The organism is Vibrio sp. 704 (assembly GCF_033339295.1).
In genome coordinates this window covers 21,796-47,553 of the sequence record NZ_JAWOUH010000030.1, presented here as the reverse complement: position 1 = coordinate 47,553, position 25,758 = coordinate 21,796, and the positions used below count along the sequence as shown (strand labels likewise).

The 25,758-nt window shown below is 44.3% G+C and carries 26 protein-coding genes; 20 read left to right on the top strand and 6 right to left on the bottom strand.

The features are described 5' to 3' along the window. Positions 1-296: 296 nt before the first annotated feature. On the top strand, positions 297-1,310 hold the full coding sequence (locus R7R24_RS23250) for an acyltransferase (protein WP_017636080.1): 1,014 nt from the start codon (positions 297-299) through the stop codon (positions 1,308-1,310). Here the strand turns inward: R7R24_RS23250 and R7R24_RS23245 are convergent. Further along, positions 1,307-1,636 (bottom strand): DUF2500 domain-containing protein, encoded by a 330-nt coding sequence (locus tag R7R24_RS23245; RefSeq protein ID WP_005389668.1) that lies wholly within the window; start codon positions 1,634-1,636, stop codon positions 1,307-1,309. The two genes, R7R24_RS23250 and R7R24_RS23245, sit on opposite strands and share 4 nt — an antisense overlap. Before the next feature lie 327 nt (positions 1,637-1,963). Between R7R24_RS23245 and R7R24_RS23240 the strand changes: the two genes are divergently transcribed. The 4 genes from R7R24_RS23240 to R7R24_RS23225 all read left to right on the top strand — a co-directional run bounded on the left by R7R24_RS23240 (position 1,964) and on the right by R7R24_RS23225 (position 5,016). Next, positions 1,964-2,332, top strand: coding sequence for a hypothetical protein (locus tag R7R24_RS23240; protein ID WP_005378717.1), 369 nt, complete (start codon positions 1,964-1,966; stop codon positions 2,330-2,332). A 1,081-nt stretch (positions 2,333-3,413) separates the two neighbouring features. Beyond that, on the top strand, positions 3,414-4,034 hold the full coding sequence (locus R7R24_RS23235) for a lysoplasmalogenase (protein WP_005389670.1): 621 nt from the start codon (positions 3,414-3,416) through the stop codon (positions 4,032-4,034). 69 nt (positions 4,035-4,103) lie between these two features. Further along, positions 4,104-4,325, top strand: coding sequence for a YecH family metal-binding protein (locus tag R7R24_RS23230; protein ID WP_005378711.1), 222 nt, complete (start codon positions 4,104-4,106; stop codon positions 4,323-4,325). A gap of 106 nt (positions 4,326-4,431) precedes the next feature. Continuing rightward, entirely contained in the window at positions 4,432-5,016 is a 585-nt protein-coding gene (locus R7R24_RS23225; RefSeq protein WP_005389671.1) for a YhgN family NAAT transporter, read from the top strand. A 57-nt stretch (positions 5,017-5,073) separates the two neighbouring features. Here the strand turns inward: R7R24_RS23225 and R7R24_RS23220 are convergent, their stop codons facing one another. Both R7R24_RS23220 and rsmD read right to left on the bottom strand, forming a co-directional pair. Beyond that, positions 5,074-5,340 (bottom strand): DUF1145 domain-containing protein, encoded by a 267-nt coding sequence (locus R7R24_RS23220; RefSeq protein WP_005378704.1) that lies wholly within the window; start codon positions 5,338-5,340, stop codon positions 5,074-5,076. 25 nt (positions 5,341-5,365) lie between these two features. Further along, positions 5,366-5,965, bottom strand: coding sequence for a 16S rRNA (guanine(966)-N(2))-methyltransferase RsmD (rsmD, locus tag R7R24_RS23215; protein ID WP_005378702.1), 600 nt, complete (start codon positions 5,963-5,965; stop codon positions 5,366-5,368). A 230-nt stretch (positions 5,966-6,195) separates the two neighbouring features. Between rsmD and ftsY the strand changes: the two genes are divergently transcribed. The 6 genes from ftsY to glpG all read left to right on the top strand — a co-directional run bounded on the left by ftsY (position 6,196) and on the right by glpG (position 11,773). Then, positions 6,196-7,428 carry a signal recognition particle-docking protein FtsY gene (gene ftsY, locus R7R24_RS23210; RefSeq protein WP_262639397.1) on the top strand — a complete coding sequence of 411 codons (1,233 nt, stop codon included), beginning with the start codon at positions 6,196-6,198 and terminating at the stop codon, positions 7,426-7,428. Positions 7,429-7,450: 22 nt separating this feature from the next. Further along, positions 7,451-8,125: a cell division ATP-binding protein FtsE gene (gene ftsE / locus R7R24_RS23205; RefSeq protein WP_005378697.1), complete on the top strand. Its 675-nt coding sequence runs from the start codon at positions 7,451-7,453 to the stop codon at positions 8,123-8,125. After that, positions 8,115-9,083, top strand: a complete 969-nt coding sequence (ftsX, locus tag R7R24_RS23200) for a permease-like cell division protein FtsX (RefSeq protein ID WP_005378695.1) — start codon at positions 8,115-8,117, stop codon at positions 9,081-9,083. The genes ftsE and ftsX overlap by 11 nt, the downstream gene beginning before the upstream one ends. 176 nt (positions 9,084-9,259) lie before the next feature. Further along, the gene (rpoH, locus tag R7R24_RS23195; RefSeq protein ID WP_005378693.1) at positions 9,260-10,117 is read left to right on the top strand and encodes an RNA polymerase sigma factor RpoH; all 858 of its coding nucleotides are present in this window, start codon (positions 9,260-9,262) and stop codon (positions 10,115-10,117) included. A 493-nt stretch (positions 10,118-10,610) separates the two neighbouring features. Continuing rightward, positions 10,611-10,931 (top strand): thiosulfate sulfurtransferase GlpE, encoded by a 321-nt coding sequence (gene glpE / locus R7R24_RS23190; protein ID WP_005378691.1) that lies wholly within the window; start codon positions 10,611-10,613, stop codon positions 10,929-10,931. Then, positions 10,931-11,773 (top strand): rhomboid family intramembrane serine protease GlpG, encoded by an 843-nt coding sequence (glpG, locus tag R7R24_RS23185; RefSeq protein WP_017821294.1) that lies wholly within the window; start codon positions 10,931-10,933, stop codon positions 11,771-11,773. The genes glpE and glpG overlap by 1 nt, the downstream gene beginning before the upstream one ends. Before the next feature lie 62 nt (positions 11,774-11,835). On the opposite strand, the gene R7R24_RS23180 is transcribed toward glpG, so the two are convergent. Continuing rightward, positions 11,836-12,246, bottom strand: coding sequence for a flagellar basal body-associated protein FliL (locus R7R24_RS23180; RefSeq protein ID WP_005378687.1), 411 nt, complete (start codon positions 12,244-12,246; stop codon positions 11,836-11,838). Positions 12,247-12,407: 161 nt separating this feature from the next. Here R7R24_RS23180 and R7R24_RS23175 point away from each other — a divergent pair, with 161 nt between their 5' ends. Beyond that, positions 12,408-12,947, top strand: coding sequence for a chorismate lyase (locus R7R24_RS23175; protein ID WP_005378686.1), 540 nt, complete (start codon positions 12,408-12,410; stop codon positions 12,945-12,947). Then, positions 12,948-13,802: a 4-hydroxybenzoate octaprenyltransferase gene (gene ubiA, locus R7R24_RS23170; protein ID WP_005378684.1), complete on the top strand. Its 855-nt coding sequence runs from the start codon at positions 12,948-12,950 to the stop codon at positions 13,800-13,802. It begins immediately after the preceding gene. 63 nt (positions 13,803-13,865) lie between these two features. Here ubiA and plsB read toward each other — a convergent pair whose 3' ends face one another. After that, complete coding sequence (gene plsB / locus R7R24_RS23165) at positions 13,866-16,292, bottom strand: glycerol-3-phosphate 1-O-acyltransferase PlsB (protein ID WP_033907264.1); 2,427 nt, start codon at positions 16,290-16,292, stop codon at positions 13,866-13,868. 368 nt (positions 16,293-16,660) lie between these two features. Here plsB and lexA point away from each other — a divergent pair, with 368 nt between their 5' ends. The 3 genes from lexA to dinF all read left to right on the top strand — a co-directional run bounded on the left by lexA (position 16,661) and on the right by dinF (position 19,665). Beyond that, positions 16,661-17,281, top strand: a complete 621-nt coding sequence (gene lexA, locus R7R24_RS23160) for a transcriptional repressor LexA (RefSeq protein ID WP_005378682.1) — start codon at positions 16,661-16,663, stop codon at positions 17,279-17,281. A 184-nt stretch (positions 17,282-17,465) separates the two neighbouring features. Further along, positions 17,466-18,260 carry a class I SAM-dependent methyltransferase gene (locus R7R24_RS23155; RefSeq protein ID WP_005378679.1) on the top strand — a complete coding sequence of 265 codons (795 nt, stop codon included), beginning with the start codon at positions 17,466-17,468 and terminating at the stop codon, positions 18,258-18,260. Positions 18,261-18,315: 55 nt separating this feature from the next. Next, the gene (gene dinF / locus R7R24_RS23150) at positions 18,316-19,665 is read left to right on the top strand and encodes an MATE family efflux transporter DinF (RefSeq protein WP_054579651.1); all 1,350 of its coding nucleotides are present in this window, start codon (positions 18,316-18,318) and stop codon (positions 19,663-19,665) included. A 57-nt stretch (positions 19,666-19,722) separates the two neighbouring features. Here the strand turns inward: dinF and sthA are convergent, their stop codons facing one another. Further along, positions 19,723-21,153: a Si-specific NAD(P)(+) transhydrogenase gene (gene sthA, locus R7R24_RS23145; RefSeq protein ID WP_005389689.1), complete on the bottom strand. Its 1,431-nt coding sequence runs from the start codon at positions 21,151-21,153 to the stop codon at positions 19,723-19,725. A 263-nt stretch (positions 21,154-21,416) separates the two neighbouring features. On the opposite strand from sthA, the gene fabR reads away from it, so the two are divergent. The 4 genes from fabR to R7R24_RS23125 all read left to right on the top strand — a co-directional run bounded on the left by fabR (position 21,417) and on the right by R7R24_RS23125 (position 25,330). Continuing rightward, complete coding sequence (gene fabR / locus R7R24_RS23140) at positions 21,417-22,058, top strand: HTH-type transcriptional repressor FabR (RefSeq protein WP_005378632.1); 642 nt, start codon at positions 21,417-21,419, stop codon at positions 22,056-22,058. Continuing rightward, positions 22,058-22,423: a YijD family membrane protein gene (locus tag R7R24_RS23135; RefSeq protein WP_005378634.1), complete on the top strand. Its 366-nt coding sequence runs from the start codon at positions 22,058-22,060 to the stop codon at positions 22,421-22,423. Before fabR ends, R7R24_RS23135 begins: the two co-directional genes overlap by 1 nt. A 295-nt stretch (positions 22,424-22,718) precedes the next feature. After that, positions 22,719-23,996 carry a tyrosine-type recombinase/integrase gene (locus tag R7R24_RS23130; RefSeq protein ID WP_025576334.1) on the top strand — a complete coding sequence of 426 codons (1,278 nt, stop codon included), beginning with the start codon at positions 22,719-22,721 and terminating at the stop codon, positions 23,994-23,996. Positions 23,997-24,424: 428 nt separating this feature from the next. After that, positions 24,425-25,330 carry a GGDEF domain-containing protein gene (locus tag R7R24_RS23125; protein ID WP_025576420.1) on the top strand — a complete coding sequence of 302 codons (906 nt, stop codon included), beginning with the start codon at positions 24,425-24,427 and terminating at the stop codon, positions 25,328-25,330. Positions 25,331-25,758 lie beyond the last annotated feature (428 nt).

Genomic DNA, 25,758 nt, shown 5'->3' with positions numbered 1-25,758 from the left:
GGCGCTGGACTAAACAAAGGCCCCCTTTTAGGGGGCTCACACAAAGCCACCTTCTTTAGAAGGTGGTAATTTACTTCTTATGCGCCGTTTGCTGTAATCAGATTGTGTCGGTTTGGCATCGAGAGTGAATACTGATGCTTGGTTTTTGGTTCTCGTTAAGTGATTAGAGTGGTGATGAAATCCCCGTTGTAGGTCATTGTTGAGTTAAAAATAAGCAAAAACAGATTGTTAACCATTTCACTGGTTGAGATTTACCCTATGCTATAAACGATAAGCGACTCAAAGTAGGGAAAGGTATGAGAGAAAGGGTTCTGTTTTTTGATTTATTGCGCTGCTTCGCAGCGGTAGCAGTGATCGCCATTCACGTCTTGGCACCGTATCGAAATGAGTTAGGAGTGATTCCATTTGACCAATGGCTGACAGCGGTAGGCGTGAATAGCGTAACCCGCTGGGCAGTGCCAGTTTTTATTTTGATCACCGGAGCGCTAATGCTCAGTGACACTCGACCATTTGACGGTAAGTATTATATCAAAAGGCGTTTGGGCAAAGTTTTAGTTCCATTTCTTATTTGGTCGATGTTTTATGCATACCTTTCAGGTTGGACTTCTCAAGGCTTTGATTTTGAAACCGTAAAAGAGGTATTAAGCAATAGCCCATTCCACGCAACGTATTACCATCTCGGCTTTTTCTATTACTTTATACCACTGTATTTTGTGATTCCGCTGTTTCAATGGATGGTACGCAACGTGGATGACAATGTCTTGTATACCTATCTCGCATTTTGGCTTTTCACCAGCACACTGTTCTTGTTCAAGATTGATGGCCCTTGGAGTAATCAGATGTGGCTTTATATGGGTTACCTTCCACTGGGGTATGTTTTATTTCAAAAGGTACCTTTGAATCGCTCTATGGTGACCTTATTTGTTGGGCTAGGGCTCGTGGCGTTGGCAGTGACCTTTACGATGGTTGTGACAAATAGCTTAGAGGCGGAGAAGTATACGGTTGGGCGCTGGCTCTCTTATAAAACACTGAATGTGATTCTAGCGGCTTCGATGATTTTTATGATCGGGCGTTACTTTGGTGAAGGCTTATCACCAAAAGTACAAAAAGTGGTTAGTGTGATCAGTCAGCACAGCTTAGGGATTTACTTACTTCACCCTATTTTCTTATGGCCGATGAAAGAGTTCGGTTGGTACACAGGACATCCTGCGTGGGTGATTCCAGTCTGGATCGTTCTAAGTGGAGCTGGAGCCTTGGCGATGAGCTATCTCTTTTCTCGTTCTGCCAAGACTCGTTGGTTACTGCCTTAACGTTTGATAGCGAAGTGAAGGAACTTGTTGCCGCGATAGGTCAGTGTTCCCTTATCTCCAGGGTTGAGTGCATGGTAGTAATGCACTCCAATTTGGAATTCACGCTTTGGACCGATAGAACCACGTTGAACGTAAATCCAATACTCTTGATCGTCTTGACCTGGTGGTGCGTTTGGTATGTCTATCGCTTGTTTATCTAAAACCGTTACCTGCGCGCTTTGCTCTGGAGCGTCTTCGCCCACATAGTGCTTACTATAAAAACGGAAAAACACCCACGCGCCCAAGGCAATAAGGGCGAATAGGGCGACAATAAGTGAGATTGGCATATTAACCTCCAATGTTTTATCGGGTCCCATTCTACAGAACTCGCTGACGAAACGATGAGTTGAGGTAGCTTATTCATAATCTAATGAAAGGGATATGGAGATTATTCGGCGCACTTCACGATTTATCTTAATGATGCACGATGAAATCGTCGCTTCATCTGCAAGCGAAGTCACTAAAGCTGAACGAAGCGGCTTTCACTTGTTAGGCTATATGAGCTCAAGGGCACAAATTGAAAGTAAAATTGCACTTAACGGCTCGAAAAAGCTCTAAATTTATAGAAGAATAAAAATAATGAACATAGGAAGGGTCTGGTAAGGAGGGTTACGATGTCAGATATTGAAAAAGTAGTCATGCGTACCCGAACGATCGAAAAACTTTTGCGTACTCAGTACCATGCAGAAGGGAAAGGGTTGCACCAACTTATTAATAGTTGTGAAGAACGTTTACCGCATGACGTGATAGCAAAGCTTCGATTCATCGCAACCGTGCGTAACAAAGTGGTGCACGAAGACGATTACAAGCTGGATGATCGTAAAGGCTTTATGGCGGCATGTGATGCTTGTGAAAAAGAGCTGACACCAAGAAGCTCTCGCTTTATTTGGCGTACAGCAATTTTGCTAATGACGTTGATTACGCTGGCCGCTCTTGGTTTCTACTATATGCACTGGGATATTTTGTCTAAGCACATTCAGTAGAGCTATACAGATAAATAAAAAAGGACGCATTTGCGTCCTTTTTTATTTTAAATCATTGGGTTAGTACATCATTGGCAGTGTCATTAAACCCACAACCACTGCAATCATAACCAGCCCTTGTTTTTGAGAAGATGAAATCATAACACTACCCCTTAATCTTTGATGAACTCGATGAATTTAATATAGCACTGTTTTTGGGGTTTGATCAACATATGCTCGTTAATCTTTTCAAAAACCACACTTAACTTGTCTGGTTTTACGTGATTCTGACTAATGAAACTATGTTTTTTGTGCTGTATTTAAAGTGTTCACATTGTTTTATTTCTATCCTTTTTTGTTTTAAGTGTATGATTTTATAATGTTAAATGGTTTGTGATGTTGGCTTTGTAATTGTTTTTTGTTTCGAGTGGTATGTTGGGTGTTTATTTTGTCTGTATTTCTCAAAAATTGAGAAAATTAAAAAATGTGCTATGAGGTTGCATCGTCAAATCGAAAGCATGGAGTGAGATTTTCTTACCTTATGAGAAAATATGGGCTTCAAAAGTGTTTAGTGATTCTATGGTTTATGAAGTCCGCACTTTTATCTGTTATTGAAATTATGGTTTTATTTATCATTGACTTACTTTTCTTGTCTGATGTTTTTTTTACTGAATTAAGGTCGGTTTTCTTAGTTTTTACCCCTAGTCATCAGTGGTTTCTCCTCTCTTAGAGCGCTACTAAGACTATTTTCTATTTTGTGTCTGTTATTTATTCTTGTTGCCTGCATTACATACATCCTGGTGGTTTAATCGTCAGTTTGTGAAATGGCGGCTTACCTGGAGCACTTATCTGTTTTTCAGTTAAATAGTTTTAGAAAGCGTTGGTTATTGTGTCGTGTGATTTGATGGGTTCGGCTGATGAGCAAAGCTTGGCCCCAATGTTTAGTGGCATCATTCAGGCTCATCGGCTTTATTATTACGTAGGCTGAGGGTTACAAAATGTTTCGAATCGCTAGCGAGATCCAACTTTCGTAGATTGTGTCTTTACATCAAAACTGGTCTACCTAGACTAGCGGCGAGTTTAAGTAAAAGGTGTATACTGCATGTGGAGTTGGCTGGCGATAGGGCTATCAGGTGTGTATTCCGTGTTGGGAGCAAAGCAAGCTAACCCGACACAATCCCTCGTGTTTAAAATCTTTACTCTGCTACTTCTTCTTGTGTTGGTGTTAACTCAAGGTGCATCCGCAACATATACCTACTGGATTGCGGGTGGGCTGATTGTGTCTATGGTGGCAGATACGCTGCACTCGTTTAAAACTCGTAAGCTAATCTATTTTACGGCTTATCTGGTTGCCCAGGTATGCTACAGCAAGTCATTTTGGGTGCAGCTTAATGGTGAGATTGTCTGGTGGCTGTTGGCCCTGCTGCTTGCAGCGAGTATCGTGGCGTTCTTTTTGTTGCTGCCTCAACTCGACTCTCTGGTATTCCCTGTTGTGATCATGGGGATGATGCTGGTTCAACTTGCTTGGGCAGCCGGTGAAGTTTGGTTACAAGTGCCGAGTTACGCCAATGCTATCGGCTTTAGCGGAACCTTAGTTTTGATCTATTCGGCGCTGGCATACGCGATACACGGTTATCGAAAACCGATGAAACACGCCTATTTGTGGGTGAGTGGCAGTTACTTTTTTGCTCATGCCCTCATTGTTGCCTCAATCATTTACTAATTTAAGTCAAAGCAGCTCTTGAGGATTTCAGTAAACTGAACGCATTGTTCTTAATAACTGGAGTCAATAATGAGTGAAATCCATGCTCACGAGCTGCTAAACCTACTTAGAGAAACACCAATGGATCGCGAAGCCCTCACACAGCACTTTGGTGCTAGCGTTCGCTTTCACACCTGTAAACTGAATGATCTAGACTTAGATGCATTACTAGCATTTTTGCTCAAGCGCGACAAAATTCGTGAGCTTGAAGGTAAGTTTGTGGTCAATATGGCGCGAGTTTGCAATCACTAAACGGCGGCTAAGATCGAGGGTGACTATGGTGTTTTCGCCCTCAGTCATATACTCATGTTGTCAGTTTGCTATACACTGGCCGCCATTTTTGAGGTGAGGCCAGAATATGGACATTCTTTCTGCAGCGACCATGCTGTTTCTAATCATGGACCCTCTCGGTAACTTGCCGATTGTGTTGTCTATTCTCAAACATATCGATCCCAAGCGTCGTCGTAAGGTATTGATTCGTGAACTACTGTTTGCCTTACTGATTTTGATGTTGTTTCTGTTTGCAGGACAAAGCATCTTAAGTTTTTTGCATGTCCAGCCAGAAACGCTCAGCATTTCAGGTGGCATTATTCTCTTCATTATTGCGATTAAGATGATTTTCCCGAGTGCTGGCAGCATCACTGGACTGGCAGCAGGCGAGGAGCCCTTTATTGTTCCGATGGCCATTCCTATGATCGCGGGCCCTTCAGTGATTGCAGCCTTGCTTTTACTGTCTTCGCAACATCCAGAGAAAATGTTGGAAATGTCAGCATCAGTCGTAATTGCGTGGGGCGCAACATTTTTTATACTGATGTTTTATGGCTTCTTTAATCGCTTGTTGGGTGAACGTGGCTTGAAGGCGGTAGAACGCTTAATGGGCTTGTTACTGGTGATGATCTCCACTCAAATGTTCTTGGATGGTGTAAAAAGTTACATTGGGTGACGAACGAAACGCAGAAAAAAAGCCGCTCACAAGAGCGGCTTTTTCGTATCTGAGCGATTACATCATGTGTTTACGACGAATATCGAGTAGGGCAAAAATACCAAAAATCAGGATTGAATATTTTTCCCAACTGCTCATTTTTATTTTGTCGCCAAATGCACCAATGAAGATGGCCATTTGTAAACCGTGCATGATGAACAAAAAAGCGGTCATGATGTATAGCGCAATCGCGGCATTGCCGGGAAAGGGCATAAAAATATTTAGGATTAATACTAACCAAACAAAGGCGATAGCCGCTTTGGCCAGCATAATTAGTGCTTTCATTTAAGTATCCTTTTAAATCGAGGCGTTATGCGGAGGTACGTTCGTAAAGACGATAGCTCACTTGGCCTGCTGTTTTTTCTCGATGTAATTGCCAGTTTTCTGGTAAGTCGGCAATATTGAGTTCTTTTTCTGTTTCAATATAAATCATCGCATCTTCCGCGAGCCAGCCATTTTGTTCTAGCAGAGCCACGGTCTCATCCAATAGACCTTTGCGAAACGGTGGGTCAATAAACACCACATGGTGAGCAGAACCCGGTTGCTTCAAAAAACTCAGTGCGTCGGTATTTACCACTTGGATGTTGTTCGCGTTAAGAGAGGCAACATTCTTTTGTAACTGTTGGAAAGCTTGTGGGTTTAGCTCAACCATGGTCACTTGCTCTGCTTGGCGCGAAGCTGACTCAAATCCCAAGCCGCCAGAGCCAGCAAACAAGTCGAGACATTTTGCCTGTGGTACATCTTGAGCTAACCAGTTAAACAGCGTTTCTTTGACGCGATCTGTCGTGGGGCGTAAGCCTTCAGCATCGTGTACAGGAAGTTTTCTGCCTCTCCATAAGCCACTAATAATGCGAACAAAGCCCGTTGTTGGCTTTTTTTGTGATGAGTTTTGCTGGCGACGTCTTACCATAGATTTTTTGACCGCTAATAAAGTGATACTATATCTAATCGCCCAAGCAATAAGCTTGGAGCTTGGATACAGCCCAGAATATTCAAGATGACAGAGTGTAACACTAATAAGATTAGAATTACCTAATCGGAAAGTTTTCAGAACTTTGTCATTAGCCTTTTTTAGACAGATAATAATCTTGTCAAAAAAGAGTCATTAATAGATAAAAGAACAATCTAGGATAGCCCCAGATGACGGAAAAAAAGAAGCGCGGATTACTTTCGTGGCTAGGTTTTGGTGACGAAGAACAAAGCCCAAAACCAAAAACTGAAGAAACAGTAAAAGAAGAAGCAGTGGAAGCGCCTTCTGAAGAGCAGCAAACCGAAGCGGTTGCTGAGCAAGCGGAAGCAACGCCAGAACTTGAAGAAGAAGAGAAACAATCAGAGGCTGCCCCAGCAGAAGCAGAAGCAGAAGCAGAAGCAGAAGCAGAAGCAGAAGCAGAAGCAGAAGAGCCAGAAGTCGTATCGGCCGCGCCTCGTGTTCAAGAACAAGAAAAGCCAACAGAAAGCTTTTTTGCTCGTCTTAAACGCAGCCTAAGCCGAACAAAAGCAAATATTGGTGCTGGCTTCTTCGGTCTATTCAGTGGTAAGAAAATCGATGAGGACTTATTTGAAGAGCTAGAAGAGCAACTGCTTATTGCTGATGTGGGCATGAATACCACAACAAAAATCATCAACAACCTGACAGAAAAAGCCACACGTGGCGATCTGAAAGACGGCGAAGCCCTTTATGGTTTGTTGAAAGAAGAAATGGCTGAGATTCTTTCTAAAGTCGAACAGCCACTAGAAATCGATAGCAACAAAACGCCTTACGTCATCTTGATGGTAGGTGTAAATGGCGTGGGTAAAACCACGACCATCGGTAAGCTAGCGAAGCAGTTCCAAACTCAAGGCAAAAAAGTGATGCTTGCAGCGGGCGATACTTTCCGTGCCGCAGCGGTTGAGCAGCTACAAGTGTGGGGTGAACGTAATAATGTTCCTGTGATTGCTCAACATACTGGCGCAGACAGTGCCTCTGTTATCTATGATGCGATTGAAGCGGCAAAAGCACGTGGTGTGGATGTGGTGATTGCTGATACAGCAGGTCGTCTACAGAACAAAGCGAACCTAATGGAAGAGCTGCGTAAGATTGTACGTGTGATGAAGAAAATTGATGAATCTGCACCACATGAGATCATGCTAACGCTTGACGCAGGTACAGGACAAAATGCCATTAGCCAAGCGAAACTTTTCAGTGATGTTGCCCCTCTAACCGGGATTACTTTGACTAAGCTGGATGGTACAGCCAAGGGCGGCGTAATTTTCGCTATTGCTGATCAGTTCGGTATTCCAATTCGTTACATTGGTGTGGGTGAAGGTATCGAAGACTTGCGTCCATTTGAAACTCAAGAGTTTATTGACGCACTGTTTAGTCGTGAAGAATAAAAAGAGTTAGAGGAAATCAACGGTGATCAAATTTCAGCAAGTAAGCAAAGCTTACCGAGGTGGTCGACAAGCACTGCAAAAAGTCGATTTTCACCTGAGGCGCGGTGAAATGGCGTTTTTAGGCGGACATTCCGGGGCTGGTAAAAGTACCTTGCTGAAATTGATCTGCGCGATAGAGCGACCAACCGATGGCAAAATCCATTTTAATGGCCACGACATCACGCGTATTCCAGGCAAAGACATCCCTTTTTTGCGCCGCAATATTGGGATTGTTTTTCAAGATCATCGCCTATTGATGGATCGCAGTGTGTACGACAATGTCGCTCTGCCAATGCGTATCGAATCGATTTCTGAAAACGAAATCAAACGACGTGTTTCTGCGGCGTTAGATAAAACGGGCTTACTCGATAAAGCTCGTTGTCTACCTAGTCAACTTTCTGGTGGTGAGCAACAGCGCGTCGGTATTGCCCGTGCTGTGGTTAATCGACCAACGTTGCTGGTGGCTGATGAGCCTACGGGTAACCTTGACCCAGAATTATCCAACCGTGTGTTGCGTCTATTCGAAGAATTTAACCGTGCGGGCGTGACAATCTTACTTGCCACGCACGATGTGGGGTTAGTAAACACTCGCCCACAGTATCGTCATTTTGAATTGAACCAAGGCTTCCTAAGTGAGGTAGAAGACTATGGCAGGTAACAAGCACTCCCAAAAGAAGGGGAAAGGCCGTAGTGCCAAGCGTGCGAATACCGATGGTTTTTTCTCTGTCCACGCAAAACAAGCTAAATCCTCTTTTAGCGCCTTATGGCAACGACCACTAGGCAACATTCTGACCCTAGCGGTCATCTCCATGGCACTTGCCATGCCAGCTTGTTTGTATCTATTGGGGAAAAACGTTGCGGGGGCAGCGGAAGATGTCGCTTCTCCTTCACAAGTTAGTGCTTACTTAGTTGAAGGCATGCCGGATGCGCGAGTGATGGTTCTCAAAGATCAAATTGAAACTTGGCCTTTGGTAAAAGAGGTAGAATATATTTCACCGCAACAAGGTCTATCTGATTTAAGCCAATATGCAGGGTTCGACCAAGCTATCAGTCTTTTAAGTGGCTATGCGCTACCTGGTGTGTTGGTGATTACGCCAGATTCGGAGCTAAAAAGTGATATTCAGTCATTAGCCAAAGACGTTCGAGAGCAACAAGATGTGACCGACGTGAGACTTGACGAAGACTGGCTGGCGCGTCTTGATGCCATCAAAACTCTCGCGAGTATTATTGTCATTACCCTGACAGTACTGATGCTCGGTGCGGTATTTTTAATCGTTGGCAATACATTGCGATTTAATGTGCTGGCGAATAAAGAAGAGATTCAAACCATGAAACTGATCGGTGCGACGGACAGTTTTATTCTGCGCCCTTACTTGTACACAGGCATGTGGTTTGGCGTGTTAGGTGCCACTATTGCGTGGTTGGTAACGGCTTTAGTGACCATTGTCATGAATAGTGCGGTGGAAGACCTTGCTGCGTTGTACGATAGCCAGTTCCGCCTGATTGGTCTAAGTTGGGATGAATCTTTGTTATTAATCATCATTGGGAGTCTTTTGGGATGTATTGCGGCGCGTTTTTCTGCGCAACGACATTTAAAAGAAATTGAACCAGTTTAAGTGATGGCGGTCTTATTACTTGGATTTTATTAGCACTAGCTAATTTTGAACCCTTGCTTAGACCAAATGTTTATGGATAATTGCTTCCCCTTCTTGAAACTTGTTCATTTTGAGTTCAAGATATCGAAGCTAAATTGCAATGTAATGCTCCAGATCAGAGATTGATGAGGAATTGAATGACAAAAGAAGCGTATCCGATGGCTCTAGTCACGCAAGATAGCCTTGATAGCTATATTCGCTCAGTAAACAGCTACCCAATGCTGACTGCAGACGAAGAGCGTGAGCTGGCAGAACGATTACACTATAAAGGTGAGATTGAGGCTGCAAAAGGTCTAATTCTTTCGCACCTACGATTCGTTGTTCACGTTGCTCGTGGTTACTCTGGCTACGGTTTGCCGATGGCGGATCTTGTGCAAGAGGGTAACATCGGTCTAATGAAAGCCGTTAAGCGTTTTAACCCAGAAGTAGGGGTTCGCTTGGTTTCTTTTGCTGTCCACTGGATCAAAGCAGAGATCCACGAATACGTGCTACGTAACTGGCGTATCGTGAAAATTGCGACCACTAAAGCGCAACGTAAATTGTTCTTCAACCTGCGTAAGTCGAAAAAGCGCTTGGGTTGGTTTAACAACGGTGAAGTGGAAACCGTTGCGCGCGAGTTAGGTGTTGAGCCTTCTGAAGTTCGCGAGATGGAATCACGCTTAGCGGCGGTGGATTCAACCTTTGATATGCCAACTGATGAAGACGACAGTTCAAACGCTTACACAGCGCCGATGCTATACCTAGAAGACAAATCGTCTGATGTGGCCGACAACATTGAAGCCGCCAACTGGGAAATGCACACCAACAATCGCTTGGGTCATGCATTAGCGAGTTTGGATGAGCGTAGTCAGCGCATCGTGCGTTCTCGTTGGTTAGATGATGAGAAAGCAACATTGCAAGACTTAGCTGATGAGTTCGGTGTTTCTGCCGAGCGTATTCGCCAGCTAGAAAAAAATGCAATGAAGAAACTAAAATTGGCCGTGGGTGAATTTTAATTTCCACTGCTAATTGAAAGTAAGATTTTCATAGAAAGCCGAGATCATGTGATCTCGGCTTTTTTATTGTCGATCGAAAATCGATAGCGTTTGCGATCCGGATTTTATGTGCTACCTGTGTATAACTCTGTGAAGTAATTATTTATCAACTGTTCGAAACCCGGACAAAGTAAGGGATTCAAGCACTTTTCCATCTGGGGATAGTTATAGATATACACACAGTTAGATCAGGATCATCACTACATATTGTGGATCAAAAGATCCAAATACACTTTATCAACGCAATTCACAGCTTTATCCACAAATGGTTGGAATGTGTACACTTTTGAAAACCCTGATTATCCATGTGTCTAAGTTTGCCGTTGGATAGGTTACAATAGCGGCAGTATACCCAAGCAACTTCAAATATGGATTTTATGCTGTACCACGGGTGCTGATTAGTACGTTAGGTTCGAGGTTGCTTGGGTATATTATTAAGACAATGAGAAAGTAAATGGATCAGTTTAAGCATATCGATGTACAAGGTGCGCAAGCGCTGCTCGAGCAGGGTGATGCGAAGCTTGTAGATATCCGTGACCCTCAATCGTTTGCCGTTGCGCATGCGGAGTCCGCGTATCATTTAACTAACGATACGATCGTTGCGTTTATGGATGAAGTGGAGTTCGAACAACCTATTCTAGTGATGTGTTACCACGGCATTAGTAGCCAAGGTGCAGCGCAATATTTGGTTAACCAAGGCTTTGAACAGGTGTACAGTGTAGATGGTGGCTTTGAAGCCTGGCATCGAGCAGAACTACCGATAGTGAGAAGTTAATGAAGAGATTGGTAACGTTAAATAATCCACGTATGGCGCAAGCCTTTATTGATTATATGGCCTCTCGCCAAATTGACATCGAAATGATGCCAGAAGGAGATGGGCAGTTTGCGCTGTGGCTGACTGATAGCCAGCATGAAATAGAAGCGGAAGCCGAACTTAAGCAGTTCCTTGCTAATCCGTCTGATTCAAAATACAGCGCAGCCTCGTGGGACGTTGCCGATACTCGTAAGAGCACATTTCATTATTCCAGCCCGAGTATCATAAGCATGGTCAAAGCGAAAGCTGGCCCCATGACTTTGCTGATCATGACAGTCTGTATCATCATCTACTTGTTACAAATGTTTGGCTTTGGCAATGGCGTGTTTAAGTTGTTGCACTTCCCGGCTTTTGAGGGGCAACAATGGCAAGTGTGGCGATGGCTAAGTCATGCGTTACTGCACTTTTCAGTAACTCACATCGTGTTTAACTTACTATGGTGGTGGCAGTTGGGTGGCGACATCGAACGTCGTCTCGGTTCCGGTAAGCTATTGCAACTCTTTGTGGTGTCGGCAGCGCTTTCAGGGGCAGGCCAGTTCTATGTTGAAGGGGCTAACTTCGGCGGCTTGTCTGGCGTGGTCTATGCACTGCTTGGTTATTTGTGGATACTGGGTTACCGCTTGCCACATTTAGGCCTTACGCTACCCAAGCCAATCATCGTCTTTATGTTGGTATGGTTAGTTCTTGGTTTTGTGCAGCCATTTATGGCGATTGCAAACACCGCTCACTTAGTTGGGCTACTGTCGGGGATGGCGATTGCGCTGTTTGATTCAGGCAAGATGAAATACCAACAGCAAGCCTAAAGCAGATGAAATGAAAAGACCGCTCAAGAGCGGTCTTTTTTATGTTCAAAACGGATTTGGGTTTATTGATAAAGGTATTTTGTAAACAACAAATCGGCAATGATGGTTTTACCTGTTTCAGGCAAAAGCGTTTCGTTGAGGGTCGTCACTAAAGTTTTGCGCAGATCTTCTCGGCCAGAAAGGGACTTAATCGTATCTTCTGTTTGCTTACCCAATAATTCAATCACTGCATCGCGAATCAAAGGTTGGTGATGCTCAACAACTGATAAATCTTGTTGACTCATTACCATGATGTCGATGCGCACTTGCACATAACCTAACTTTTTGCCTTTGGTGTAAAAGTTAGTAGTGAGATCAGGCTCTAGGGTAAAGTATGCCAACTTAGGTCCAGCTTCTTCCGTTTCAGCCCAACTTGGTGCGGCGAATAGTATGGTTAACGCAAAAATAATTTGGGCTATATAACGTTTGTACATATTTCTAACTTTTCTTTCTCTGGATCGCGATATTCGAATCGCTTCAGTCTTGATACAATGGGCCGTCTATAACAAATAACGGAACTTACGGTTACATACATTACTATGGACGGTAAGTTGTTGCTTTATTGTACGCATAAAGCCTCCAATTGAATACTAGTATGAATCAGCCAACATCACTCTATCTTGCTTCTTTATTGGAAGTAGAGTGGCAAAACCCCGAAGAATTCGAATTTCCAAATGAATTTGCCAAGCATTGGCTTGAAGAGCAAGGGTCTTTGTCACGTCGTTTAAAACAGCACTGCCAAGCGTTAACGGTAGAATTGCTACAAAATCAGATCGTCACTGCAGCGACATTAAAACAGGACGAAAGCCAGTTATTGTCCGAACAAGATTGCTTACTGAGAGAGGTAATTTTGTGCGGTGACAATAATAACTGGGTTATTGGGCGGACATTGATTCCTCGCTCAACCTTAGTTGATCAGCAGTATGATTTGGCTCAACAAGGGGATATCCCATTAGGATTAACAGTGTTCAGCGCAGATAACGTTGAGCGAGACTCTTTACAAATGGGATGGGTAGCCGTACCAGAAGGACGTTTGTTAGCGCGACGCTCAAGGTTGTGGATGAATCACAAACCGATGCTAGTCGCCGAGTTATTCTTATCTAATTCACCAGTTTACGCTAAGGAGACAGTGTAAATGTCCGCAGAAAAAGCCAAAGCATATTGGCAACTGATGCGCATGGATCGCCCGATTGGTTCACTGTTACTGATGTGGCCAACGATTTGGGCGCTAATTATCTCAGCCCAAGGGATGCCAAGTTGGGATGTATTCATCGTGTTTGTATTGGGTGTTTTCCTAATGCGTAGTGCGGGGTGCGTGATTAATGATTTTGCAGATCGCAAAGTCGACGGCCATGTAAAGCGTACTAAGCAACGTCCACTGCCATCAGGGAAAGTGACAGCAAAAGAAGCGATTGGATTATTTTTGGTTTTGGGTATCAGCTCGTTTTTGTTAGTGCTGACCATGAACCCGCTGACGATTCAGCTATCCTTCGCTGGCATTGTGTTGGCGTTCATCTATCCATTTATGAAGCGTTACACTCATATTCCACAGCTATTTTTAGGCTTGGCTTTTAGCTGGGCGATTCCAATGGCGTGGGCTGCACAAACTGGGGAATTACCATTGATTGTTTGGTTTTTGTTCCTCATTAACGCTTTGTGGACCATTGCGTACGACACTCAATATGCGATGGTAGACCGAGATGATGATCTAAAGATTGGCATTAAATCGACGGCAATTCTGTTTGGTCGTCATGACAAGCTTATTATTGGTGTGTTGCAACTGATTACACTCGCGATGTTGGTTTGGTTAGGGCAGTTCTACCAATTGGGACAAAGTTACTACTGGACCCTTTTGATTGCAGCGTCGTTGTTTGTTTATCAGCAGCACTTAATTCGTCACCGTGAGCGTGAGTTGTGCTTTAAGGCTTTCCTTAACAACAATTATGTTGGCATGGTGATAGCGATAGGGTTACTGGTCGCATTTTGGTAAGCGAAGAAATAGAAAAAGGCATCCGATTGGATGCCTTTTTCTTATTGAAAGAAGATAAAACGGTTACGACCGAAGTTGGTGAATACTCTCTTCGATCGTCAGTTTCACTTCTGGATAAAGCAGAGTGAACAGTAGTCGTGCAAATTGCTGCGTTTTCTTCGTGTCACAGTTACCATCGTTATCGAGGTATTTTTGCTGTTTGAGCGTATTGAACATCGCGGTAAACACACCTTTATCGAAGAATTCTGGCGCATTAATACCGTGCAAACGCCCTAGGCGCTGAGCAATATCTTGGCTCTTCTGCTCTAGGTCCGATTTACCGAGTTCAGGGTAAGCAACAAGCAAGTTCATCGCGATAGAGTAGCGTTGCAGCGTTTCAGTTATCGTGCGACCTAACAGAACCAAAGGCTGGTTGTTCGACTGATTGATCTCTAGCTTATCACCATCCAGACTAATCATTTTCTGATCGGCAAATTCATGCAGTGTTTTAACGACCAATTCATCTAACTCGTCTTCTTGGTAACTTAAGAACAGCTCTTTCTTCAAGAATGGGTAGATTTGCGCGACATTCGCTTGAATCTTGGCTACCGAAAGGTTGCGCTGACGAATGAGCATTTGGGCAATTAATGACGGCAGAGCGAACAAGTGAATGATGTTGTTGCGATAGTAAGTCATCAGGATCGATTGGCTACGGTCCAGCGAAATGATGTCACCCATGCTATCGGTTTCAATCACGAACTTATCAAGCGAAATTGCATGATCGACCAACTCCTCAGCACTTTCGGTAGGGATAGTGGAGGTGCTTGAGTACGGATTATTTTTGAGTAGCTTTAAGTAACACTCGATCTGGTTGATCAGCGAGTCACGAGAAAGTGCACGTTGACGAGAAGCAAGCAGTGCGGTTGCACACAAGGTCAACGCGTTTGCCGCCGCCGCATCATTGATGTGCGTCATCATCTTATTAGCGAGGTCGTTCACCACAGGATTCATCCATTGTGGTTTGTTACCACCCATGCTGTCGATGTCTTTCGTCCACTCAGGAGCATGCTCGTTCAAGTATTGGTTGAGCTGAATTGGCTCACCGAAGTTCACATAGCCCAAACCAAAGTTACGCAGTTTACGCAGAGTACGCAGTACAAGCCCTGCGTTTTCTTTCTCTTTGCGTTTGCCACGCAGCTCTTTCGCGTAAGTGCCTACTTCCATTACGTGCTCGTAACCGATGTAGACCGGCACTAGTGTTACTGGGCGGTTTAGACCACGTAGCATTGCTTGGATGGTCATAGCCAGCATACCCGTTTTCGCTTGCAGTAAGCGACCTGTACGTGAACGACCACCCTCACTGAAGTACTCGACTGAATAGCCTTTGGCAAACAGCTCAGCTAGATACTCACGGAAAATGGTTGAGTACAGTTTGTTGCCTTTAAAACTACGACGAATAAAGAACGCCCCACCACGACGGAAAAGCGGACCGGCCGGGAAGAAGTTCAAGTTAATGCCTGCCGCAATGTGCGGAGGCACCATGCCTTCATGGTATAAAACATAAGACAACAGCAGGTAGTCCATGTGACTACGGTGACACGGAACGTACACAATTTCGTGGCCGTCTTGCGCTAAACGACGCACAGTCGAGGCGTTATTGATGTGCAAACCTTGGTATAGTTTTGTCCATAACCAACTCAGGATGCGGTCGCCGTTTTTCACCAGACTGTAGGAGAAGTCGGCGGCGATTTCATCCATGATGTCGTGGGCTTCTTTACGTGCCTTATCAATCGAGATGTTTTTGCTCTTGGCTTCGTCAGCAATCGCCAGTTCAATAGCTGGAGATTTTAGTAAACGAGCAAACAACACTTGTCGTTGTGGCAGGTTTGGGCCTGAAGCAGCCAGTTTCTGGCGTGAGAAGTGGATACGCGCCACGCGAGCCAGTTTGTGCGCAATTGCGCTGTCGGTACCGTGAGAGTCTGCCATATAACGCAGAGATACCACAGGACTAAAGCGAACTAAGCAGTCGCGTCCCGCCGCCATTACCGCTTTGGCTTTTTGCGGACCATTCATCGGTTGAAGGTAAGGCTTTTGGTTCTCTTCTTTACCTGGCTTACGACCCCAAAGCACGGTTGCAGGGATCATTTGAACATCCAACTCACTATCCAGCTTGTGCAGTTCCAGTAAGTCAGTGAACAGAGAGACAGAATCGGTTGGGACATCATTATCGTTGTTCATCACAGTTGGACGCGCAGCGATAAAGACGAAACGGTTCAGCGTTTTGCCATTGATTTCCAGCGGGCTGAGCGGGTCGGGTAGACCAAGGCTCATGGCTTGTTTTTGCAGTGTCAGCAAATCCACGTTCGAGCGGAACGGCAGGGCATATACAATCGGTTTAGTTAGGTCGATGTTCAGATCTTCAATCGGGTTCGACGGGATTGCGGTGCCCTTTACCAGTACCGATAAAGGTAGTTTTAGTAATGAACGTGAAAATGATTGTCCAGAAGACATAAAGTTCACAGCCTCAATAGGTATTCAAACAGGCCTAACCTTATTTCAGTTTCCGCTTTGCATGTCTTCTCTATAAAAAGAGATGAGTACGGCAATAGAAATAAGCCTAGGCGATAAAATTTAAGCGCTGCAAGGATACCAGAAACTGGTCAAACCTTTTAATTTTATTGGCTGTAAATTAGTCGAACCCCTAAGTTATTGCTTTGACTTGATTAACTGAAAAGTCGGTGTTTTAAACGAATAAAGAATGAACTTAATCGGTAAGCTGAAAGCTCCCCACAAATAAATTAAAAAACAACCAATTGGGTTTTCATTTGAGCATTTACTGGATATACTCACAGTTAACTGTATAAAAAGACAGGTGAGACATGAAGCCGTTAACGCCACGCCAACAACAAGTCTTCGATTTGATCAAAAGTAAAATCGATGACACCGGAATGCCACCAACTCGTGCAGAGATTGCGCGTGAGCTTGGCTTCCGCTCTGCGAATGCCGCAGAGGAACACCTAAAAGCGCTTGCTCGTAAGCAAGCAATTGAAATTATTCCAGGCGCTTCTCGTGGGATTCGTATCCTGCTTGAAGACGCAGCCAATGATGAGCAGGGTTTGCCTTTGATTGGTCAAGTCGCAGCGGGTGAGCCAATTCTGGCTCAAGAGCACGTAGAGGCGCACTACCAAGTCGATCCTGCGATGTTCAAACCGCAAGCGGATTTCTTACTTCGTGTAAATGGCGAGAGTATGAAAGACATCGGGATTATGGATGGCGATTTGCTCGCGGTGCATAAAACCCAAGACGTGAGAGACGGTCAAGTTGTCGTTGCGCGTGTTGATGATGATGTGACTGTGAAGCGTTTGGAGCGCAAAGGTTCAACCATATTACTGCATGCTGAGAATGAAGAGTTTGCCCCAATCCAAGTGGACTTAACGTCTCAGCACCTTACGATTGAAGGCTTAGCCGTTGGTATTATTCGCAATACCGATTGGATGTAAGTGTGTTTAAGCAGCCCAGTTGATCTGGGCTGTTTTGTCTTTTCTCTTTTTCTACTTCCTCCAAAAGCTTGCTCATCATCTTGACCTTGTTTGTTTTGACCAATTTATAAGCTTGATAATGTAATTGATATTCATTATCATCTTTATTAATGTCTATGTTTTCTCTCTGGCGCAGGAAATGCCCATGTCTCAGTCTAAACATCAAGTTCCTAACCATTTATTAAAGCCACTGTTATTGCGTAGCCGTGAAAGCATGGTCGACAATGGCTTGGTGTACGATCCGATAGCTGCTAAAGCGTGTTTGAGCTGTAAGATGGCGCCGGATTGTTTGAGTGGTGATATTGCGCAGAAGCAACTGCTGCACGTGACGCTGACTCAGCTTTGTGACCAGCAGGTTAGTCACTTCTTACAGCAGTATCCCGATGCTTGGATAATCAATGTTGGAGCGGGGTTGGATACCCGCTTTTATCGTTTGGATAATGGACGCTGCCATTGGATAGAGCTGGATGTGACGGAAAATTTGGTATGGCGTCAGCGTTTGTTCCACAAAAATGAACGTTATGAACATCGCTGTGGCAGTGTGGATGAAATGTCGTGGCTAGAGACGTTAGCCATTCCAGAGCAAGCACCGGTACTCATTTTATGTGAAATGGCACTGCTCGATTGCACAGAGCGTCAAGTCGCGAAATTTATTCAAACCTTAGGTCGACATTTTGTTTCTGCTGAACTGTGTATGGTGCTGGCAGGAGATTTAACGGAAACCAAGTGGGGACAAAAGCTTGGCTCTGATCGTTATGCTCATGGCTTTGAAGCGCCTGCAGCACAGATATTGCAATGGTTACCATGGGCACAGTGGGTGAAAGCTTTCTCGCCATTCGATAGATTCTGTTCTCGTTGGAAAGCTTGGCAGCGTTGGCTTAATAAGATTCCAATGTTGAAGCATCGCCTCACGCCAGTACTCGTTCATATCAAGTGGTAATTGGCTAGTCGTTAAGCGCTCAGGTACACTCGTCGATCTTACTGATGAGGTGCCTGTGACAAATTCAATCTTCTCTCCTTTATCTAACCCAAAAGTTCATCGCCAAGTCTTAGCTTTAGCGATACCTATGGTGCTGTCGAATATTACTGTTCCATTGCTCGGTTTGGTCGATGCTGCGGTGATTGGTCATCTAGACCACGCTTGGTATTTGGGCGGTGTTGCGTTGGGCAGTACCATGATCAGCGTGACATTTTGGCTGCTTGGTTTTTTGCGTATGTCGACTACTGGGTTGGCGGCGCAGTCCTATGGCGGTGAAGACCGAAAGCAACTTGCCTTAGTGTTCATGCAAGGCTCACTTATGGCGCTGCTGTTTGCGTTAGTCTTCCTTATTGCCCATAACCCGATTGCTGATTTGATCTTTGGCTGGAGTGACGCCAGTGCTGAAGTGAAGCACTACGGCATGCAATATTTCTCTATCCGAGTGTGGAGTGCCCCCGCTGCGCTAATGAACTTTGTGTTGTTGGGATGGTTGCTCGGAACGCAAAATTCCAAAGCACCAATGTGGATGGTGATCATCACTAACGTGACGAATATTGTCCTCGATTTGTTGTTTGTGATTGGTTTGGGGTGGAAAGTAGAAGGCGCTGCACTGGCATCGGTGATTGCTGACTACTCAGGCATGGGTTTTGGTCTCATGTGTGTCTGGAAAACCTGGCGAGAGAGGCAATTACCATCACCTCAAAAGTTGCTAACCAGCACTCAACACGGTTTAGGGCGATTCGTGAAATTGAATCGTGATATTTTCTTACGCTCTTTGTGTCTGCAAGCGGCTTTTAGCTTTATGACGTTCCAAGGTGCGAGCTTTGGTGATGAGGTTGTCGCTGCAAATGCGGTTCTGATGAGCTTCCTGATGATTATCTCGTATGGCATGGATGGCTTTGCTTATGCAATGGAGGCCATGGTCGGGAAGGCGATTGGTGCCAAAGATAGGCAACAATTGAGTGCATCGCTTGTCGGCACTTTCTTTTGGAGTTTGGTTATTTGCTTAGGACTGACCGCGCTCTTTGGTTTGGCGGGATCGCAGTTGATCGCCATGATCACTTCAATTGAGGTGGTACAACAGCAAGCAGCGGTGTATCTACCTTGGCTGGTGGTGATGCCACTTGCGTCGATGTGGTGCTTTCTATTGGATGGCATTTTTGTCGGTGCAACCAAAGGCAAAGACATGCGCAATAGTATGTTTGTCGCGACCAGCAGTTTCTTCGTTGTCTTTTACTTATTCGCCGAGTGGGAAAATCACGCGCTGTGGTTTGCAATGACGAGCTTTATGTTGATGCGGGGTATTGGTTTAGGGGTTATCTTTCTCTATCAATGGCACAAGGATACCTTCCTCGCACAATGTTGATATAAAAACAGCAGGTCCAAGCCTGCTGTTTTTCTGTCTGCTATCAAGAAGCATAGATTAGAACAAGCGGTTCAAACCATTCAACGCAGCGACACGATACGCTTCGGCCATTGTTGGATAGTTGAAGGTGGTATTGACGAAATACTCGATGGTATTCGCTGAGCCTTTTTGCTCCATAATGGCTTGACCGATGTGGATAATTTCCGCGGCACGTTCGCCAAAACAGTGAATCCCTAAAATTTCTTTGGTTTCACGATGGAACAATATCTTCAAGCTACCGATGTCTTTTCCTGCGATCTGTGCACGAGCTAGATGCTTGAACGAAGAGCGTCCTACTTCATACGGTACTTTCGCAGCTGTTAGCTCTTGCTCGGTTTTACCCACAGAGCTAATCTCTGGGATGGTGTAGATACCCGTTGGAATATCATCAATCAGGTAGTTTTCTGCCTGACCTTTCGTAATGGCTTGTGCGACAAATCGCCCTTGGTCATAAGCGGCGCTTGCAAGGCTAGGGTAACCGATGACATCGCCTACAGCGTAAATGTGTTCGATATCGGTTTGGTAGTTACGGTTTACTTTTAGTTGTCCGCGAGAGTCCGCTTCCAGACCCACTGCACCCAAATTCAACTTATCGGTGTTACCTGTTCGACCATTCGCATACAACAAGCAGTCTGCCTTCATCTTCTTGCCAGATTGTAGGTGAATAATCACGCCATCTTCTGTGCCTTCGATTTTTTCATAGGTCTCATCATTACGAATTACCACACCGCTGTTCCAGAAGTGGTAAGACAGCGCATCTGACACTTCGTTATCCAAAAACTCCAACAAGCGGTCGCGGGTATTGATAAGGTCGGTTTTCACTCCAAGGCCGCGGAAGATAGAGGCGTACTCACAACCGATAACGCCCGCACCGTAAATGATGATATGGCGAGGGTCGTGTTTCAGGCTCAAAATGGAATCACTGTCGTAGATGCGCTCATGCAAGAAATCTACGTCGTTAGGCTGATACGGGCGAGAACCCGTCGCGATGACAAACTTATCCGCAGAATAGATTTCTTCTGTACCGTCGCTTTGCATCACTGCAATTGAGTAGTTATCGATAAATCGCGCGGTTCCGAACAAAAGTGTGCATGAGTTACGGTCATAAAAGCCCTGACGAAGTCGAGTTTGCTTATCAATGACCGATTTAGCATGACCTAAAATGTCAGAAAATGTTGCATGAACGCTGGTGTTGTTTCGACAAAATAGCGGGTTGCTATTAAATTCGATGATGCGGCTAACGGCATGACGCAGTGCTTTTGATGGAATAGTACCCCAGTGAGTACAACCGCCGCCGACACTGCTTTCTTTCTCGACAATGGCAACATTCAGTCCCGCTTTGGTTAATCCCATTGCAGCCCCTTCTCCGCCAGGGCCACTACCGATTACGATCACGTCATAGTGATTAACATGCGCCATGATGCCTTCCTTGTTATATTTGCTTAACATTGCTTTAGCGCGATTTTAACTCATTTACTCTATTGGTACACGTCATGCCTGTTAGAGAGTGGAAGTGATCACGCAGAATCGACCAAAAGGATGATTTGGTATGTTGTATGTCTATAAATTGCATCGAGAACATTGCAATTAGATGCATGCCAATAGTAACGTTCTCGGCGCTCAGAGCGAGCGAAGCAACATATCTTTCTCCGTAGGAGCAAATTGCGTTATATTGAGGCTCTTGTACCCTACAGAAAAAGAGCAAGTTAAGAATGAAATCGATGGGAATCCGCGCACAGCAAAAAGAGAAGACACGTCGATCATTGATCGATGCGGCATTTAGTCAATTAAGTGCGGATCGCAGCTTTTCCAGCCTTAGCTTGCGAGAAGTCGCCCGAGAGGCAGGGATTGCACCGACTTCTTTTTACCGTCACTTCAAAGATATGGATGAGCTAGGCTTAACCATGGTTGATGAAGGCGGTTTGCTACTACGCCAACTGATGCGTCAGGCGCGTCAACGTATTGTGAAAGAAGGTAGCGTAATTCGTACCTCGGTCGAAACCTTTATGGAATTCATTGAAAGTAGTCCGAACGTTTTTCGTTTGTTGTTGCGTGAGCGCTCCGGCACTTCTGCTGAATTTCGTACCGCTGTTGCTCGAGAAATCCAGCATTTTGCGGCAGAATTAACCGAGTATTTAATGAGCACCGGCGTGACCAGAGAAGAGGCGTATACTCAAGCAGAAGCGTCTGTGACTTTGGTTTTCAGTTCCGGGGCTGAAGCTTTAGATTTAGATCGACGTGAGCGCGATGAACTCGCCGAGCGATTGATCATGCAATTGCGAATGATAGCCAAAGGGGCCTATTGGTATCGCAAAGAACGTGAACGTAACCGATTAAAAGGCGGGATAGAATAATGTCGAATGGAAATAAATCTGAAAAGAAAACGCTGATTTTGGCACTGGTTGCAGGTATGTGTGGTGATGCTTTGTTGTCATGGTTGACCATGAGTGAAGTGTCTTTTTCAATCTTCCCATTGATTGCACTCGTACTGGCTGTACAAGCTCTTTACCAAGAGTACCTAAATAATCCGGTATCAGAAGATATCCCATTAGTTGGCTTGGCGTGTTTCTTCGTAGGTGCGTTTGGTCACTCTGCGTTTATTAAAGCGCAATACCCAGAAGCAGGCTCAAACTTCTTCGCGATCATGGTTTCAATGATCTTACTCGCATGGATTGGTAAGAAGCTAGGTTTTGTCAGCAAGAAGACTTCTGCGGAATAAGCAAACGAATCAAATTAAAAAAAGCGAGCCATTGAGCTCGCTTTTTTTTGTCTGAAGCTGGTGGACTAAGCTTTACGTTCCAATAGCACGCCAGCTTCCATGTGGTGGGTAAATCGAACTCTGAATCTTGTAACGTCTTCTAAAATCCAACTTTTCATTTTAATATGTTGTTTTTAATCGGATTTTAATTGTTCCTTGTCCAAGGGTGTCTTTAGCCGTACAATGAAAACTCGTCTTTCCCCGTACCCCACGCCGTACCCAGAGCTGTACCCAGAAATACAGAGGTTTTTCAGTCATGATCAAGCCAGTCGATAAAATTAGTACGAATGCCACGCTGAAAGCATTGAAGCCACAAGGCAAGGAATATTTAATTCCAGATAAGAAAATCGAAGGATTGAATATTCGCGTTCGACCAACGGGCACGATGACTTGGATCTTTCGCTTTCAGGCTGGTAACAAACACGAAAAAATCACCATGGGACGGTATGTTAAGTTGAAACCGGAAACGGGGATGACACTTGAACAGGCTCGAACAGAAGCGGGGCGTTACCGTAGCTGGCTGGAAAACAATAAAAATCCGAAACAGGAACTGGCACGTGAACAGCGCGAGCAAGAGGAAGCAAAAACTTTTGATGATGCTTTTGCCAGTTTTGACGAGAAGCGTTTGTCCAAGCAGCTACGAGGAGAACAAGCGAGGGCAACCTATAGCCGGGATGTCAAACCATTTCTTGGTCACATCAAATTAGAAGAGTTGAGAATTCATGATCTTAATAAAGTATTTGATGCAAAGGTTGATGAGAATGGACAGCGAAAAGCGGGTGCGATTAATGCATGCCATAGAATTATCAATCAGGTGATCAACCATGCGCTAGCTTTGAATATGATTGGTGCACACCCTGCACCACATTTGAAATCCAAGGATGTCGGTGGTGGTTCTAAGGTCACAAAACGCAATTTGAGCTTTTCAGAATTGAAAACATTGCTAACAAGCTTGCCTTCTTGGCGTACAGAGCCCTCAAACGTCCGTCTAATGCAGTTTTTGCTCGGGTGTGGGCAACGTATTAGTGCTGTGCTTGAAATGCGTTGGAGTGAGGTAGATTTGCAAGAGAAGGTATGGTTGTTGCCAGCCAGTTCAAAAGAACGTCACACCAAGAGTCAGGAGAGCCGAAAAGTACCATTAAGTGATTACCTACTGAAACTTCTTAAAGAGCAGCGTGAGAATGTACCAAGCAAATGGAAACTTGTTTGGCCGCAGCTTATGGATGACAAACTTCAAGAACCCGCAGCAGTACGTGCTCTGATCAAACGCAATTTACCGGAAGATTTTGAGCGTTTTTCGCCACACGATCTACGCCGCACCTTTATCAGCCGTTGTAGCGAAATGGGGCTGGATATCGTGGCGATTGAAAAGACGGTTGGTCACCAGCTACCAGGTATGTTGCGGGTATATAACCATCACGACTACCTTGAAGAGCAGTTAGTGGTACTGCAAGCATGGGGAGAAAAGTTGCAAGCGTTAGATACAAGCAATGTCATTCCTTTAGAGTCGATGAAGTTGCCTAAGCATTTGTAAAATTCTTAGAGATTATTCTTACTAGTTAGGGGGTGTTACTCTTTATCTGAGCGAAATTTAATCGTGGCTCTTTGGCTATGTGGGCTTCATGAATGGGGAAGTCTTTTGGAAGACGATAGAGAGAATACATAACTCGCTAAGATTTTTCGTATGCTCCCTTCTCTTGTCCATCGGCAGCATCCACTATCATCTCTCCAACTAAACGAGCTTAGGGTTAACCTTCATCAAAACGTTGACTGTTATATAGATCAAATAACTACTCCAAAAAGTCCCTCACATTGACGGTGCTTTAGTACTATTGAGTGGTATGTTTAATACCTCTTTAGTATTACTAAAATCAATATTTTCAAATGTAATACAGTACACCAATAAAAATAACAAAAAATTATCATATACATAAAATATTTTGCTGCATGCTGGAGGCCATAATGTATCTTCAATTAGGAAGGCTGGGAGTTAATCTTGATGATCTTATTGAATCTCTTGATCATCTCGAGACATATGTGTTCATCAAAGATACGCAATCCAGATATATCTATGCAAATAACCTAAGCCTGCAGTTAATGAGAATTGATAAGAAAAAACTGGGTCAAATAAGAGATTCGGATTTTTTACCAGAGGATACCGTTGAGTTCATAAAGCATATTGATGCTAAGGTCATCAAGGGAGAAACGACTAGGGAAGAGGTTTTCATTAATGATGCAAATGGTAAGCAACGGATTTATCTTGAGATGAAATCACCAATTTATAGCCCCGAATCCTCTAATGAGGTTGTAGCTATCTTAGGTATTTCGACTGATATTACAAAGCAAAAGGAACTCGAAAAGAAGGCATGCCAGCAAGCTCAAATGGATGAATTAACTAAAGTTTTCAACAGGCGTGGACTCATCGAAAGCGTACAACGATACCTAAAAAAGAGGATAAGTGAAAACACTTTTTCTGCTTTTCTATTTATTGACTTGAACGATTTCAAAAAAATTAATGATGATCATGGCCATACAGTAGGCGATCACATATTACGTGAAGTAAGTGAACGTATGAAAAGTAGTGTGAGGGCTTCCGGCCTAGTATCAAGGTATGGCGGAGATGAGTTTGTCGTATTTTTAGGGAGCGTTGGGAGTAGCAATAGAGAAGCGGAATACTACACGGAAGAGGTGATGTCGAGAATTGAGAGTGCACTCGCTGGTCCAATAAATATCGGCAAAGGTAAGGTGCAGGTAGGTACGTCAATAGGTAAGTATATTATTGAAGGAGCAGACTTTTCCCTAGAGTCAGCGATAACTAAAGCCGATGAGAATATGTACTACGAGAAAACGCGAGTAAAGAAGATTTAGACTGAACTAAAGTGTCGCAACTCATGCTTGACCTTACAAACCCACAGGTTAGTACAACTAGGTCGTACTGCGAATGTGCTGGTGTCGTAACTCACAATGGGACAAAGCGATTTGCAAAGAGTATGGTATCTACTCGAAAGTTTTAGTAGTTTGACTGATGAACTAAGATGCCGTAGGTGATTTGAGTTGTGGTCAGTCGTATAGAGAGAAAATTAGAGAAGCTGCTTAAAAATGAACGTCACTTGACTAGGGCTGAAGCAGTTAAGCTACTAGCAAAATTGAAGCAGAAAAAAACAAAAAGCAAAAGTAAACATCAAGCACTGAAAACCGTTTCAGGGGGAGCTGTTTCTCCTCGATAGAACAAGTTGTCTAGCATCACACCAGTATTGAGTAACGCGCTCAATTAATGATGCTCGTCGTCGGCAGTT

Bases quoted from the DNA above. Each gene is read 5' to 3' on its own strand.
- R7R24_RS23250 (WP_017636080.1), top strand. From the start codon at position 297: ATGAGAGAAAGGGTTCTGTTTTTTGATTTATTGCGCTGCTTCGCAGCG.
- R7R24_RS23245 (WP_005389668.1), bottom strand. From the start codon at position 1,636: ATGCCAATCTCACTTATTGTCGCCCTATTCGCCCTTATTGCCTTGGGC.
- R7R24_RS23240 (WP_005378717.1), top strand. From the start codon at position 1,964: ATGTCAGATATTGAAAAAGTAGTCATGCGTACCCGAACGATCGAAAAA.
- R7R24_RS23235 (WP_005389670.1), top strand. From the start codon at position 3,414: ATGTGGAGTTGGCTGGCGATAGGGCTATCAGGTGTGTATTCCGTGTTG.
- R7R24_RS23230 (WP_005378711.1), top strand. From the start codon at position 4,104: ATGAGTGAAATCCATGCTCACGAGCTGCTAAACCTACTTAGAGAAACA.
- R7R24_RS23225 (WP_005389671.1), top strand. From the start codon at position 4,432: ATGGACATTCTTTCTGCAGCGACCATGCTGTTTCTAATCATGGACCCT.
- R7R24_RS23220 (WP_005378704.1), bottom strand. From the start codon at position 5,340: ATGAAAGCACTAATTATGCTGGCCAAAGCGGCTATCGCCTTTGTTTGG.
- rsmD (WP_005378702.1), bottom strand. From the start codon at position 5,965: ATGGTAAGACGTCGCCAGCAAAACTCATCACAAAAAAAGCCAACAACG.
- ftsY (WP_262639397.1), top strand. From the start codon at position 6,196: ATGACGGAAAAAAAGAAGCGCGGATTACTTTCGTGGCTAGGTTTTGGT.
- ftsX (WP_005378695.1), top strand. From the start codon at position 8,115: ATGGCAGGTAACAAGCACTCCCAAAAGAAGGGGAAAGGCCGTAGTGCC.
- rpoH (WP_005378693.1), top strand. From the start codon at position 9,260: ATGACAAAAGAAGCGTATCCGATGGCTCTAGTCACGCAAGATAGCCTT.
- glpE (WP_005378691.1), top strand. From the start codon at position 10,611: ATGGATCAGTTTAAGCATATCGATGTACAAGGTGCGCAAGCGCTGCTC.
- glpG (WP_017821294.1), top strand. From the start codon at position 10,931: ATGAAGAGATTGGTAACGTTAAATAATCCACGTATGGCGCAAGCCTTT.
- R7R24_RS23180 (WP_005378687.1), bottom strand. From the start codon at position 12,246: ATGTACAAACGTTATATAGCCCAAATTATTTTTGCGTTAACCATACTA.
- R7R24_RS23175 (WP_005378686.1), top strand. From the start codon at position 12,408: ATGAATCAGCCAACATCACTCTATCTTGCTTCTTTATTGGAAGTAGAG.
- ubiA (WP_005378684.1), top strand. From the start codon at position 12,948: ATGTCCGCAGAAAAAGCCAAAGCATATTGGCAACTGATGCGCATGGAT.
- plsB (WP_033907264.1), bottom strand. From the start codon at position 16,292: ATGTCTTCTGGACAATCATTTTCACGTTCATTACTAAAACTACCTTTA.
- lexA (WP_005378682.1), top strand. From the start codon at position 16,661: ATGAAGCCGTTAACGCCACGCCAACAACAAGTCTTCGATTTGATCAAA.
- R7R24_RS23155 (WP_005378679.1), top strand. From the start codon at position 17,466: ATGTCTCAGTCTAAACATCAAGTTCCTAACCATTTATTAAAGCCACTG.
- sthA (WP_005389689.1), bottom strand. From the start codon at position 21,153: ATGTTAAGCAAATATAACAAGGAAGGCATCATGGCGCATGTTAATCAC.
- fabR (WP_005378632.1), top strand. From the start codon at position 21,417: ATGAAATCGATGGGAATCCGCGCACAGCAAAAAGAGAAGACACGTCGA.
- R7R24_RS23135 (WP_005378634.1), top strand. From the start codon at position 22,058: ATGTCGAATGGAAATAAATCTGAAAAGAAAACGCTGATTTTGGCACTG.
- R7R24_RS23130 (WP_025576334.1), top strand. From the start codon at position 22,719: ATGATCAAGCCAGTCGATAAAATTAGTACGAATGCCACGCTGAAAGCA.
- R7R24_RS23125 (WP_025576420.1), top strand. From the start codon at position 24,425: ATGTATCTTCAATTAGGAAGGCTGGGAGTTAATCTTGATGATCTTATT.